A 13,562-nucleotide genomic window follows, 5' to 3' on the forward strand; every position below is an offset into this window, starting at 1 on the left:
AAAACAATATGGGCATTATTAACTATTACAATATCAGTCACGCCGAAGTTTTAGTTTTTGATGATTTTTTAATTAAACAAGTAAAAGAAGGTGTAAAGATTGATTTAGAAGAAACGAAAGAATTAAAATTAATTCTAAAAGAACATTTTAAAAACAAGAAAATGGCATACATTTCTAACAGAGTAACATCTTATTCTGTTAACCCTTTAGTTTACAAAGAGGTTGAAAAAATGTCAAATCTAGTTGCTATAGCTATAATACCAAAAGATGAAACTATGAGACAAAGTGCAGAATTTGAAAGACAGTTCTTTAATAAGCCTTTTGAAATTTTTGAAAATCTATCGGATGCTATACAATGGGTACAAAAAATTATTTTGAATGAAAACAAAGAAGCTATAGTATAAACCTATAGCTTTAATTTTTTTTCAACGTCTTTTAAAGTTGTTTTAAATAAGTCTTCATCTAAATCTGCATTGTAAAATGGTACCATTTGTTGTAATTTCTCTTTACCAGATTTAGTATTTAACAGTTCTGGAAACGCCTTATTTAAAACATCAAGCATAATATAAGTCGCTGTAGAAGCACCAGGTGATGCACCAAGTAAACATGTAATAGATCCGTCTTTACTACTAATTACTTCGGTACCAAATTGTAGTTTTCCGCCTTCATATTCATCTTTTTTAATTATTTGAACACGTTGTCCGGCTGTAATGTATTCCCAATCTTCATCTTTAGCATCTTTTACAAATGTTCTTAACTCTTCCATCCTATCTTCAAAAGACATAGATAGTTGATTAACTAAATAGTTTGTAAGTGGTAAATTATGCCAAAAAGCTCCAAACATAGAAGATAAATTATCCATTTTTATAGACTTAAATAAATCTAGATTAGAACCTTCTTTTAAAAATTTAGGACTAAAACCAGCAAAAGGTCCAAATAATAATTCTTGTTTACCATTAATAAATCTTGTATCCAAATGTGGCGTAGACATTGGTGGATCGTTTGGTCCTGCTTTACTGTAAACTTTTGCTAAATGCTGATTTATAATTTCTTGATTTTTACATACTAACCAAGCACCACTTACAGGAAAACCGCCATAACCTTCTTTTTCTTCTATTTCTACCTTTTGCAATAACAACAAACTACCGCCACCAGCACCTATAAACACGTGCTTTGCTTCTAAATTATATACTGTATTTGTATTTAAATCCTTTGCTTCTACTGTCCAATCTATGTCAGGATTTGGATCTACATCAGTAACTTCAACATTACAATGTACTGGTGTATTAAATTGTGTTTCTAAAACTTCAAAAAGAGTTTCTGTTAATTGTCCATAATTTACTTCTGTTCCTCTATCTATTCTAGAAGCTGCTAATGCTTCATCATCAGATCTACTTTTCATTATTAAAGGAAACCATTTGGACATGTTTTGCTTATCCTTAGTAAATTGAATAGTATCAAACATAAAATGAGATTTCATGGTTTGATATCGTTTTTCTAGGTAATCCACATTGTCTTTACCAAAAACCCAACTATGATGAGGTACTTGCTTTACAAAAGACGTATCTTCAATTAGGTTATTTTCTACTAAATAAGCCCAAAATTGTTTAGAGACTTCAAATTGTTTACAAATTTGAATGGCTTTATCTATGTTTACTTTACCATCTTCTTCTGGGCAATAATTTAATTCACATAACGCAGAATGACCTGTTCCAGCATTATTCCAAGCTGCACTACTCTCTTGTGCTACTTTATCAAGTCGTTCTAGAATTAAAACTTTAAGTTCTGGATTAAATATTTTGGCTAATAATGCTAGATTAGCACTCATAATTCCGCCACCAATACAGATTAAATCATATTCTGTTTGTAAAGTCTCTTTGGTTAACATAAAAAATAAAATTTCAACTAAATTATAGATTAAAAGTTTACAAATAAAAAAAGCCACTTAAAAAGTGGCTTTTTCTAATTTTGGTTAAAACTAACTAACTCTTAAAATAATAATTTGATACCAAAATTAACATCCATAGAGTTAAATCCTAAAGATGTAGATCCTACTGCATCACCTTCGTCTGGTGATATTGCATTGTATCCAAATTGTCCAAAAGTAGCTTCTAATGTTAATACGTTAGACACAAAAAAGTCTACTCCTGGTCTTAAATTAAAACCATAACCAGTTGCTCCATCATAAAAAGTTAATGGTACATCTGCTTGACCAAAAATGTAAAATTTCTCATTAATATTCCAGTATTTTCTTGCTAAAGGCATTACTGTTACTGCATCTACAGCATCTGCATCTGCTACTTTTACAGAACTATAACCTACACCTAAACCAACTGTAACAGAAGGAGAAACAAATGTTCCTACTACAGGCATAATTCCAAAAGTACTTGTATCTGATGCTTCATCATCATTAAACTCTAGTTGTCCTAATGCCCACCAAGCACCTTTTAATCCTTGGTTATCTTCTTGAGCAGATACTTTAAATGATATTAATAAAATTAATGCTAATGGTAATAATAATTTTTTCATGTCGTAATATTTGTTTTAGTTACTGACACAAATTTATAGCAGTCTTAGAGCTTAAAAACTGACTTTTATCATGCTTTTCAAAAGTTTTTACTTCATCTTAAAAATGAACATCCATTAGATTATTATTCTGTGTAAAATTTCTATAACTTTATATCATAATACTAATTTAAATGAATTCTTTAAACACATATATAGACCACACACTTCTAAAAGCTACAGCTACAGAGCAAGATATTATTAACCTCTGCAACGAAGCAAAAAAGCACAAATTTTTCTCCGTTTGTGTTAATAGTTGCTATGTTAGTTTAGCTAAAACCCAATTAAACAGCTCAGATGTTAAAGTATGTAGCGTTATAGGATTTCCGTTAGGCGCTATGAGTACAAAAGCAAAAGTTGAAGAAACCAAACAAGCCCTAAAAGATGGTGCAGATGAAATTGATATGGTGCTTAACGTTGGATTCTTAAAAAGTAAAAAATTTGATGCCGTTTGGCAAGACATAGAAGCCGTAAAACAAGTTATGCCCAATAACATACTAAAAGTTATTTTAGAAACTTGTTATTTAGAAGAAATTGAAATTATAAAGGCTAGTGAGTTAGCCATTAACTCTGGAGCAGATTTTATTAAAACATCTACCGGTTTTGGTACTGGTGGCGCAACAATACATGACGTTGAAATAATGAAAAGTGTTGCCCAAAAATGCAATGTAAAAATTAAAGCTTCTGGCGGAATTAGAGATACCGAAACCGCAAAAGCCTATATAGAAGCTGGTGCAGAACGTATTGGCACTTCTAACGGAATTGCAATTGTAACTGGTCAAAAAGCCGAAGAAGGTAATTATTAATCACAACTCTAAATACTCTAAATACTTTAGACACTTTAAATACTTATAACTACAAAAATGAGCGTACATATAGAAGCCAAAAAAGGCGAAATAGCAGAAACCATATTACTTCCTGGTGATCCATTACGTGCTAAATGGATTGCAGAAACTTTTCTTGAAAACGCAGTTTGTTTTAACCGTGTAAGAAACATGTTTGGATACACTGGTACTTATAAAGGCAAAAAAATATCTGTGATGGGAACAGGAATGGGCGTACCTAGCATTTCTATCTATGCACACGAATTAATCACAGAATATGGCGTAAAAAATTTGATTAGAGTTGGTAGTGCTGGTTCGTATCAAGAACATGTTAAAATTAGAGACATTGTTTTAGCTATGGCGGCATCTTCTAATTCTGGTGTAAACGAGCTTAGATTTGGTGGTGCAGATTATGCGCCTACTGCTAATTTTGACTTATTTAATAAAGCGGTTAACATCGCTAAAGAAAAAAATATTGAGATTAAAGCTGGTAATGTATTTACTAGTGACGAGTTTTATGCAGACGATTTTGAATCCTACAAAAAATGGTCAAAATTTGGAGTGTTATGTGTCGAAATGGAAACTGCTGGTTTATATACAGTTGCTGCAAAACACAAAGTTAATGCGCTTACAATTTTAACCATTTCTGATTCTTTAGTGACAGGTGAAAGAACAACTAGTGCCGAACGTGAAACTACATTTTCAGATATGATAAACATAGCATTAGAACTAGCTTAAATTAATATAAATGAAACAGTTACTTCTAATTTGTTTAACGTTTTGTCTTCTTAGTTGCAAGCCAGACAAGGAAAATTCTATAGCTGCTAACCCTAATTTAACTACTAAAAACCAAAGTAAAACAACTACATATTACTTAATTAGACATGCAGAAAAAAACCGTACAGATAGCTTAATCAACAATCCAAACCTTACAAACAAAGGAAAAGAAAGAGCTAATAATTGGAGTAATATATTTAAACATATAAAATTTGATGCTATTTATACAACTAATTATAACAGAACAATTCAAACAGCACAACCTACAGCAACACAACAAAATATACCTTTAAAATATTACCAAGCTAATAACTTATATAACGCAACATTTAAAGACGATACAAATGGTAAAACAGTATTAATTGTTGGTCACAGCAATACTACACCTAAATTTGTAAATTCCATTTTAGATCAAAATAAATATACCGATATAAACGACTCTATAAATGGTAATTTATATATCGTTAATGTAGATAAACACCATGTAACAGATATATTATTAAACTTTAATTAGTACATTTGCCTTAATGCAAAAGAAAATAAACATACTTAATAAAAAGGCTAAATTTCAATATGAAATTTTAGACAAATACACTGCTGGAATTGTCCTAACTGGTACCGAAATTAAATCCATTAGAGACAGCAAGGCTTCTATTGCCGAAAGCTTTTGCGAGTTTAATGATCATGGCGAATTATTTGTAATCAATATGACCATACAAGAATATATGTATGGTAATTATTACAACCACAAACCTAAAGCAGAGCGTAAATTATTACTTAACAGACGTGAACTTAAAAAGTTAGAAAAAGAAGTCAATACATCTGGTTTAACTATCATTCCGTTACGTCTATTTATTAACGAAAAAGGTCTTGCAAAGCTAGATATAGCCTTAGCTAAAGGTAAAAAACTTTACGACAAAAGAGAAACTATTAAAGACCGCGATAACAAGCGTAATCTAGATCGTATCAAGAAAATTTATAATTAATTTAAGTCTCTGATAATTACATAATTCAGTAAAAAAAATTATGTTTGGCTTTATGTAGGCAACCATTTATGTAAAAATGACGTCTATACTATAAAACCATCATAATGAAAAAATCTTTACTTCTATTACTCCTATTATTTTGTATTAAACTTTCTGCACAAGTTGTAGGAACTGTAACTTCTAAAGAAAACCAACCACTTGCTGTAGTCAATATTTTTGTTGAAAACACTAGAAAAGGAACAACCACAAACAACGACGGTTATTACCAGTTAGATATAAAAAACACAGGAAATTACACTATTGTTTTTCAATATTTAGGTTTTAAAACATTAAAAAAAACTGTGACTATTAACAGTTTTCCTTTTACTTTAGACGTTGTTTTAGAAGAAGAAGATATTAATTTAGATGAAGTCGTTTTAAACGCAAAAGAAGATCCTGCTATTCAAATTATTAGAAACACGATTGCCAAAAGAAAAGAAAACCTAGAAAAATACAATACGTATACTGCTGACTTTTATTCCAGAGGATTATTACAACTTAAAGATGCACCAGAAAAGATTTTTGGTCAAGAAGTTGGCGATCTTGAAGGTAGCTTAGACTCGACAAGAAGTGGTATTATCTATCTTTCTGAAACTATTTCTAAACTAGAAAAATTATCGCCTAAACCTTTAAAAGAAACCATTACAGCTTCTAAAGTTAGTGGTAACAGCAATGGTTTTAGTTTTAATAACGCGACAGATGTCGACTTTAATTTTTACGAAAACACCATAAGTCTTGAAACCGAAATCGTCTCACCAATTGCAGACTTTGCCTTTAATTATTATAATTACAAGTTAGTTGGTACGTTTTATGACGATTCAGGACATTTAGTTAATAAAATTGAAGTTTTGCCAAAGCGTAAAAACGACAAAACCTTTGATGGTTTCATTTATATTGTAGAAGACCAATGGAGTTTATTTGGTTTAGAACTTAATATTACTGGGCAACAAGCGCAAATTGCACCTGTAGATTTATTTACAATAAATCAGTCCTTTTCATATTTTGAAAACGAAAAGGTTTGGGGAAAAATTTCTCAAATTTTCGATTTCACCTTTGGTTTTATGGGCTTTAATGGTAGCGGACGTTTTACCGCAGTGTACAGCGACTTTGATTTTAACCCTAATTTAGATAAGAACAATTTCTCGCGCGAGATTCTTTCATTTAAAGATAACGCCAACAAAAAAGACAGCTTATATTGGCAAGAAAAACGACCTGTACCACTTACAGATGCAGAGGTTAAAGACTACATAAAAAAAGATAGCATACAATTGGTTAGAGAATCTCAGCCTTACTTAGATTCGGTAGATCAAGCAGAAAACAAATTTAAACTTGGTGATATTTTAGGCGGTTACACGTATAAAAATTCGTTTAAAAAGAAACGTTTTTCAATTTCATCTCCAATATCAGCAATTCAATTTAATACTGTGCAAGGTTGGAACGGAACAGTAACCGCAAATTATACAAAACGCTATAAAGACAGCGAAAAATATTTCAACATAAAATCTGATGTTAATTATGGTTTTGCAGACGATAGATTACGTGGTACAGGAACTATAAACTATAGATTCAACAATAAAAATCGTGCATTTGTATCGCTTTCTGGTGGTAGTAAAGTAGAACAATTTAATCCAAGTTTAACTAGTTTACCATTATTAAACACATCGTATTCTTTATGGTTTGAAAAAAATTATTTAAAGCTTTACGACCGTAGTTTTGTACAGTTAAATTATAATCAAGAATTAGTCAATGGGCTTCACCTCTACTCTAATTTAAGTTACAATAACCGAAAATCGCTTTTCAATACCACAGACCAAGCTTGGTACCCAAAAGCAGACAGAGTATACACGAGCAATAATCCTGTAAATCCTACTGCTTATGGCGTGTCTTCTTTTGCAAACCATCATATTTATAAGTTAAATTTAAACACGCGTATTAATTTTGGTCAAAACTATTTAAGTTATCCTAACGGAAAATACAACATCCCGAACAGTAAAATTCCGACGCTATTTTTAGGTTACGAAAAAGGGTTTGGCAGTAGCATTAGCAACTACAATTTTGATTTGTTTAAAGCACAATTGTATCAAAACGTTAACTTAAGTAACAAAGGAGATTTAACTTACTTTTTAAAAGCTGGCGTATTTAATAATGCAGAAAACATTGCGTTTATGGATTACCATCACTTTAACGGTAACCAAACCAATATTGTTATGGATGGTAATTATATTAACAGCTTTAAAATCTTACCGTATTACGATTTAAGCACCAATAACAACTATGCCGAAATCCATGCAGAGCACAATTTTAAAGGCTATATTTTAAATAAAATCCCTTTAATAAATAAGCTAAACTACAATTTGGTATTAGGTTACAACGCTGCATTAACTAAAGAAAACAAGCCTTACAACGAGTTTTCTATAGGTTTAAGCAACTTAGGTTGGGGAAAAGTTAGGTTTTTACGTGTAGATTACGTGCGCGCTTATTCTGGAAGCGGATTGGTTAATGATACCTTTTTGTTTGGGTTTAGTTTTTAATTGAATATTACACTGTAAATCTAGATTTGATATTGAATAATAAATCAATTAACTTCGTTTGATAATGATAAGGCGAATTGGAAATTTGATTTATCTTTTTAATAAGTACAATTTTAGAAACAGCACAGAATGAACAGAAAGTCCTTTTTATTTTTTGGAGATTTAATCGTGCCATTTCGAAAAGATAATATTGAATTATTTGAGAATTATGTTCTGAAAAAGGCAAATAATGAACAAATTAAAATTATTCAGAACTTCATTGCTGATTACACAAAAATTTTACATCATGATGTAAATCGTTACGAATACTATTCTGAACCAAAAGAGAACGGACTCACATTCCATACACTTAAAAAAAAAGATTGGAAATACTGGATAATTGAATATCCTGAAATCAATATGTCGGATGTTGTACCAATTGCTTTAGGACTATCTAAAATTGATTTGACAATTTTATTTTCAGTAGCTTATACTGGTATTAAAACCATAAATGGAAAAGAAATTCCAGGTATTGTAAGTAATCAATTGAAAACATTAAATTTTTTCTATAACACGCAATTTGATAAATTAGAAAATAAACCAATCACTAAAACTGATGTCAATGAAATCAATAGTCTATTCTATTCACTAACAGAGTTCCAAAAGGATAAACATAATTTTGAATTTATAGATAAGGCTTTACAAGACTATCTGAACTTACAAAATATATCGAAAGAGTCTACATTTAGAATACTTGGATACTTTTCGATATTGGAACTTTTATTAACTAATTATAAACCAAACGAAAATTCAATAAATAATCAACTTCAGACTAAAATAAATTTAATAAATAATCAAATTAATAATCCAATGAACTTTCGAGAGTATTTCGGTGGTTCAAATACAAATACATTAGAAATTATCATTGCAAAACTATATCAATATAGAAATGATATTGCACACGGAAACAAATCTGATTTTGAAAAACAACTGAAAATTTTTAAAAATAGCCAAAGCTTTATACAGGAGTTTTTAAGGGATTTAACAAAAAACATATTAACTTTTGCAATCAAAAACCCAGAATTGACTTCAGACCTGAAAAAATGCTAAAAAAACAGTTGGCAACAATTTCTTAAGTAATTACTTGTTCTTGCCTAATTCTTATCCTCCAATAGCGGTACAAATCTAAACTCGCCAAACTCAGTTTTTTCAAAATCGGTTTGCCCTTTTCTAACAAAAAGTGTCATGGTTTGTACGTTATCTCCAACAGGAATCACTAAACGACCATCAATTTTAAGTTGCGCTAATAATGGTTTTGGCACAAATGGAGCGCCAGCAGTAACAATAATACTATCAAAAGGTGCTTCTTCTACCAATCCTTTGTAGCCATCACCAAAAATTAGTTTTTTAGCACGATAGCCTATTTTTGGTAAAAAACGACTGGTTAGCTTAAATAATTCATGTTGTCTTTCTATACTATACACTTTTGCGCCAAGCTCGCATAACACAGCAGTTTGATAACCGCTACCTGTACCAATCTCTAAAACTTTATCGCCACGTTTTATTTGCATTAATTCGGTTTGAAAAGCTACCGTATAAGGCTGCGATATGGTTTGATCTGCCGCAATAGGAAACGCCTTATCTTGATACGCATGATCCAAAAAACTAGAATCCATAAATAAGTGTCTAGGTATCTTACCAATAGCATTTAAAACATCGTTATTAGTAATACCTTTAGCTTTTAAAACAGCTACTAGTTTCTGTCGCAATCCTTTATGTTTAAACGTATCTTTCAAAATATGGGCTAGTTTAGAAGGCTAAAAATAGGGCAAAAATTTAAAGCTGAAAAACAAAATTTATGCCTTTTAAAATTTATTCAAAAAACATCTATTTTTATTATCAATTTCATTTTAAATACTATTTAAAAAACTTATTTTTGAAAAAAACAGAATAATCTATGTTAAAAGCTGGAGTATTAGGTGCTGGACATCTTGGTAAAATTCATTTAAGACTACTTAAACAATCCGAAAAATTTGAACTTGTAGGTTTTTACGATGCCGATAAAGACAACGGAAAAAAAGTAGAAGCCGAATTTGGTTACAAGTTTTTTGATACCATTGAAGCCTTAATAGACGCTGTAGATGTTGTAGACATTGTAACGCCAACATTATCGCATTACGATTGTGCAAAACAAGCCATTAAAAAAGGTAAACATATCTTTATAGAAAAACCTATTACAAACACCGTTGAAGAAGCCGAAACAATAAGAACTTTGGTTGCAGAACATGGTGTTAAAGGTCAAGTTGGTCATGTAGAGCGTTTTAATCCTGCTTTTACAGCAGTAAAAGACCAATTAGATAGCCCAATGTTTATTGAAGCGCATCGTTTGGCCGAATTTAATCCACGTGGTACAGATGTTCCTGTAGTTTTAGATTTAATGATTCACGATATAGACGTAATTTTAAGCGTTGTAAAATCTAAAGTTAAAAACGTTTCGGCAAGTGGCGTTTCGGTAATTAGTGACACGCCAGATATTGCAAATGCACGTATCGAGTTTGTTAACGGTTGCGTAGCCAATATTACAGCAAGCAGAATTTCACTTAAAAACATGCGTAAAACACGTTTTTTCCAGCGTGATGCTTACATATCGGTAGACTTTTTAGAAAAGAAATGTGAAGTCGTAAAAATGAAAGATGCACCAGAACAACCTGGCGATTTTGATATGATTTTACAAAATGCCGAAGGTATCAAAAAGCAAATCTATTTTGACAATCCAGAAATATCAGCTAACAACGCCATTTTAGACGAGCTAGAAAGTTTTGCCAACGCCATAAACACCAATACAAAACCAGTTGTAACGTTACACGATGGTACAGAAGCTTTACGTGTAGCCACAATGATTATCGATCAATTTTAAACTAATTTATAATTTAAAAATTTCGCTTTCGCGGAAATAAAATTCAACATACAAACATGAAACATGTAGCAGTTATTGGCGCAGGAACAATGGGTAACGGTATTGCCCACACTTTTGCCCAATCAGGATTTAAAGTTAACTTAATAGATATTAGCGACGCATCTTTAAAAAGAGGAATGGATACCATTGCAAAAAATTTAGATCGCATGGTCGCTAAAGAAAAAATTACAGAAGCTGATAAAGCTGAAACTTTAGCGAACATTACCACGTTTACAACAACAGAAGATGGCGTTAAAAATGTAGGTTTAGTTGTAGAAGCAGCTACCGAAAATGTAGACTTAAAACTTAAAATCTTTAAGCAATTAAGCGATGTTTGTCCTGAAGATACCATCTTAGCAACAAACACATCTTCTATTTCTATCACACAGATAGCTGCTGTAACCAACAGACCAGACAAAGTGATTGGTATGCATTTTATGAATCCTGTGCCAATCATGAAATTAGTAGAAATTATTAGAGGTTACAACACGACAGATGAAGTGACAAATACCATTATGGAATTATCTAAAACCTTAGGTAAAGTTCCTGTAGAAGTTAATGATTATCCAGGTTTTGTTGCCAATCGTATTTTAATGCCAATGATTAACGAGTCTATTGAAACGTTATACAACGGTGTTGCTGGTGTTACCGAAATTGATACCGTAATGAAGTTAGGTATGGCGCATCCAATGGGACCATTACAATTAGCAGATTTTATTGGACTTGACGTGTGTTTATCCATCTTAGAAGTGATGTACAACGGATTTAAAAACCCTAAATATGCACCTTGCCCATTATTAGTAAATATGGTACGTGCTGGTAAATTAGGTGTAAAATCTGGTGAAGGTTTTTACGATTATTCAGAAAGTAGAAAAGCTGAAAACGTTTCAAAACAATTTAGTTAATCAAATAATAATCAAACAATAAGGTAAATTCAACTAAAGTTGATGTTTACCTTATTTTGTTTTTGTTTATGAGTAAAATTTTACCATTTAAAGCTGTAAGACCAACAAGAGACAAGGTAAGTCTAGTTGCTTCAAGATCGTATCAAAGCTATACGCAAGCCGAACGTGAAGCAAGATTAGATTATAATCCGTTTTCTTTTTTACATATTGTTAATCCAGGTTATAAATATGATAAAGAAATTTCTGGAGAAGCGAGATACAATCTTGTAAAAAACAGGTATTTAGAGTTTAAAGAAGATGGTATTTTTATTCAAGATCAATCACCTTGTTATTACATTTACAAAATTGTAGATAGAGATAATCAAGAGTTTAATGGTATTGTTGCTGCTGCAAGTGTTGAAGATTATAACAACAACGTTATAAAAAAACACGAAGATACCATTGCGTCTAGAGAAGTTATTTTTAAAGACTATTTAAAAACAGTTGGGTTTAATGCAGAGCCTGTACTACTTACTTATCCTAAAAATAATACCATTAGTGCGATTATTAAGGAAAAACAAAAGGAACGTGCAGAGTTTGAGTTTACTACAACTTACCGCGATACGCATTACCTTTGGTTAATTGATAATCCAGAAGATATAAACGCTATTAGCGATGCGTTTAGCAACATAAAAACATTATATATTGCAGATGGACATCATAGATCTTCGTCTTCAAAATTACTTTGTGAAGATTTAAAATCTAACAATCTACAACATACTGGAAACGAAACTTATAATTATTTTATGAGTTATTTAATCTGCGAAGAAGAATTAAAAATTAATCAATTTAACCGTTTGGTAAAAGATCTAAACGGATTATCTAAAGAAGAGTTTTTAATTCAGTTAGATACGATGTTTAGAATAGAAAACAGAGGTATTATGCCTTATCAACCTTCTAAACAACATCATTTTAGTATGTATTTAGATGGCGAGTTTTATTCCTTGTATTTAAGAAAATCTAATTATATTTTTAATACCGCTTTAGATCAATTAGATGCGCAAATACTATACAAAACCATCTTACAACCTATTTTAGGCATTACAGATTTAAGAAACGATAATCGCATTATGTATTTAAGCGGTAAAAAAGACATTGTTAATTTAAAAAGTATGGTAGATAGTAAAGCTTTTGAAGTTGGCTTTGGTATGATTCCTGCAACTATCGAGCAAATGAAACTTATCGCAGATCAAAATCTAACAATGCCACCAAAAAGCACATATATAGAACCTAAATTAAGAAGTGGCGTTACTATTTATGAGTTTTAATTCAATTTAATCTATGAGCATAAAACATAACTTAGATACTATAAAACAATCCTTACCAGAACATGTTACACTTGTAGCTGTATCTAAAACAAAACCTGTAAGTGATCTAATGGAAGCTTACAACGCTGGACAACGCATTTTTGGAGAAAATAAAATCCAAGAAATGGCAGATAAGTATCAAGAAATGCCAAAAGATATCAAATGGCATATGATTGGTCATGTACAGCGTAATAAGGTAAAATATATGGCTGAGTTTGTGGATTTAATTCATGGTGTAGATTCGGTAAGATTGTTAGAAGAAATTAATAAACAAGCCTTAAAACACGATAGAATTATTAATTGTTTACTTCAAATTAAAATTGCAGAAGAAGATAGTAAATTTGGAATGCGCATTAAAGATGCAGAAGAATTATTGCTTTCTGAAACCGTTTCAGAATTAAAAAATATAAACATCGTTGGTCTTATGGGAATGGCAACATTTACAGATAATAAAGACCAAATAAAAGAAGAGTTTTTACGCCTAAAATCTGCTTTTGAAGATTTAAAAACTATTAAGACCTCAAATTGCAACTTACAAACCATAAGTATGGGAATGAGTGGCGATTACAAATTAGCTATAGAATGCGGTAGTACAATGGTTCGCGTTGGAAGTAGTATTTTTGGCGCTAGAAATTATAATAATTAAAAAACATA

14 protein-coding genes are annotated in these 13,562 nt (G+C 31.0%); 11 read left to right on the forward strand and 3 right to left on the reverse strand.

The genetic code is table 11. The features are described from left to right. The first annotated feature begins 8 nt into the window (after positions 1 to 8). The gene (locus IFB02_RS13685) at positions 9 to 404 is read left to right on the forward strand and encodes a hypothetical protein (RefSeq protein ID WP_191072872.1); all 396 of its coding nucleotides are present in this window, start codon (positions 9 to 11) and stop codon (positions 402 to 404) included. Between the two features lie 2 nt (positions 405 to 406). Here the strand turns inward: IFB02_RS13685 and mqo are convergent, their stop codons facing one another. Then, positions 407 to 1,888 carry a malate dehydrogenase (quinone) gene (gene mqo, locus IFB02_RS13690; protein ID WP_191072873.1) on the reverse strand — a complete coding sequence of 494 codons (1,482 nt, stop codon included), beginning with the start codon at positions 1,886 to 1,888 and terminating at the stop codon, positions 407 to 409. Positions 1,889 to 1,989: 101 nt separating this feature from the next. Continuing rightward, the gene (locus IFB02_RS13695; RefSeq protein ID WP_191072874.1) at positions 1,990 to 2,529 is read right to left on the reverse strand and encodes a hypothetical protein; all 540 of its coding nucleotides are present in this window, start codon (positions 2,527 to 2,529) and stop codon (positions 1,990 to 1,992) included. Positions 2,530 to 2,699: 170 nt separating this feature from the next. On the opposite strand from IFB02_RS13695, the gene deoC reads away from it, so the two are divergent. From deoC to IFB02_RS13725, 6 genes are all read left to right on the forward strand, one after another. Further along, positions 2,700 to 3,371 (forward strand): deoxyribose-phosphate aldolase, encoded by a 672-nt coding sequence (deoC, locus tag IFB02_RS13700; protein ID WP_106688931.1) that lies wholly within the window; start codon positions 2,700 to 2,702, stop codon positions 3,369 to 3,371. Between the two features lie 57 nt (positions 3,372 to 3,428). Continuing rightward, the gene (gene deoD, locus IFB02_RS13705; protein ID WP_106688932.1) at positions 3,429 to 4,127 is read left to right on the forward strand and encodes a purine-nucleoside phosphorylase; all 699 of its coding nucleotides are present in this window, start codon (positions 3,429 to 3,431) and stop codon (positions 4,125 to 4,127) included. A gap of 10 nt (positions 4,128 to 4,137) precedes the next feature. Further along, entirely contained in the window at positions 4,138 to 4,680 is a 543-nt protein-coding gene (locus tag IFB02_RS13710; RefSeq protein WP_106688933.1) for a SixA phosphatase family protein, read from the forward strand. A gap of 13 nt (positions 4,681 to 4,693) precedes the next feature. Continuing rightward, positions 4,694 to 5,152, forward strand: coding sequence for an SsrA-binding protein SmpB (smpB, locus tag IFB02_RS13715; protein ID WP_106688934.1), 459 nt, complete (start codon positions 4,694 to 4,696; stop codon positions 5,150 to 5,152). A 104-nt stretch (positions 5,153 to 5,256) separates the two neighbouring features. Then, positions 5,257 to 7,722 carry a DUF5686 and carboxypeptidase regulatory-like domain-containing protein gene (locus tag IFB02_RS13720; protein WP_106688935.1) on the forward strand — a complete coding sequence of 822 codons (2,466 nt, stop codon included), beginning with the start codon at positions 5,257 to 5,259 and terminating at the stop codon, positions 7,720 to 7,722. Positions 7,723 to 7,851: 129 nt separating this feature from the next. Continuing rightward, on the forward strand, positions 7,852 to 8,811 hold the full coding sequence (locus IFB02_RS13725; RefSeq protein WP_106688936.1) for an MAE_28990/MAE_18760 family HEPN-like nuclease: 960 nt from the start codon (positions 7,852 to 7,854) through the stop codon (positions 8,809 to 8,811). Positions 8,812 to 8,855: 44 nt separating this feature from the next. Here IFB02_RS13725 and IFB02_RS13730 read toward each other — a convergent pair whose 3' ends face one another. After that, complete coding sequence (locus IFB02_RS13730; protein WP_106688937.1) at positions 8,856 to 9,497, reverse strand: protein-L-isoaspartate(D-aspartate) O-methyltransferase; 642 nt, start codon at positions 9,495 to 9,497, stop codon at positions 8,856 to 8,858. Between the two features lie 161 nt (positions 9,498 to 9,658). On the opposite strand from IFB02_RS13730, the gene IFB02_RS13735 reads away from it, so the two are divergent. The 4 genes from IFB02_RS13735 to IFB02_RS13750 all read left to right on the forward strand — a co-directional run bounded on the left by IFB02_RS13735 (position 9,659) and on the right by IFB02_RS13750 (position 13,554). After that, complete coding sequence (locus tag IFB02_RS13735) at positions 9,659 to 10,618, forward strand: Gfo/Idh/MocA family protein (protein ID WP_106688938.1); 960 nt, start codon at positions 9,659 to 9,661, stop codon at positions 10,616 to 10,618. 56 nt (positions 10,619 to 10,674) lie between these two features. Next, complete coding sequence (locus tag IFB02_RS13740) at positions 10,675 to 11,562, forward strand: 3-hydroxybutyryl-CoA dehydrogenase (protein WP_106688939.1); 888 nt, start codon at positions 10,675 to 10,677, stop codon at positions 11,560 to 11,562. A 68-nt stretch (positions 11,563 to 11,630) separates the two neighbouring features. Beyond that, positions 11,631 to 12,869, forward strand: coding sequence for a DUF1015 domain-containing protein (locus IFB02_RS13745; protein ID WP_106688940.1), 1,239 nt, complete (start codon positions 11,631 to 11,633; stop codon positions 12,867 to 12,869). A gap of 13 nt (positions 12,870 to 12,882) precedes the next feature. Beyond that, positions 12,883 to 13,554, forward strand: a complete 672-nt coding sequence (locus IFB02_RS13750) for a YggS family pyridoxal phosphate-dependent enzyme (RefSeq protein ID WP_106688941.1) — start codon at positions 12,883 to 12,885, stop codon at positions 13,552 to 13,554. The last annotated feature ends 8 nt before the right edge of the window (positions 13,555 to 13,562 follow it).

It is taken from the genome of Mesoflavibacter profundi (assembly GCF_014764305.1).
GTDB lineage: Bacteria > Bacteroidota > Bacteroidia > Flavobacteriales > Flavobacteriaceae > Mesoflavibacter > Mesoflavibacter profundi.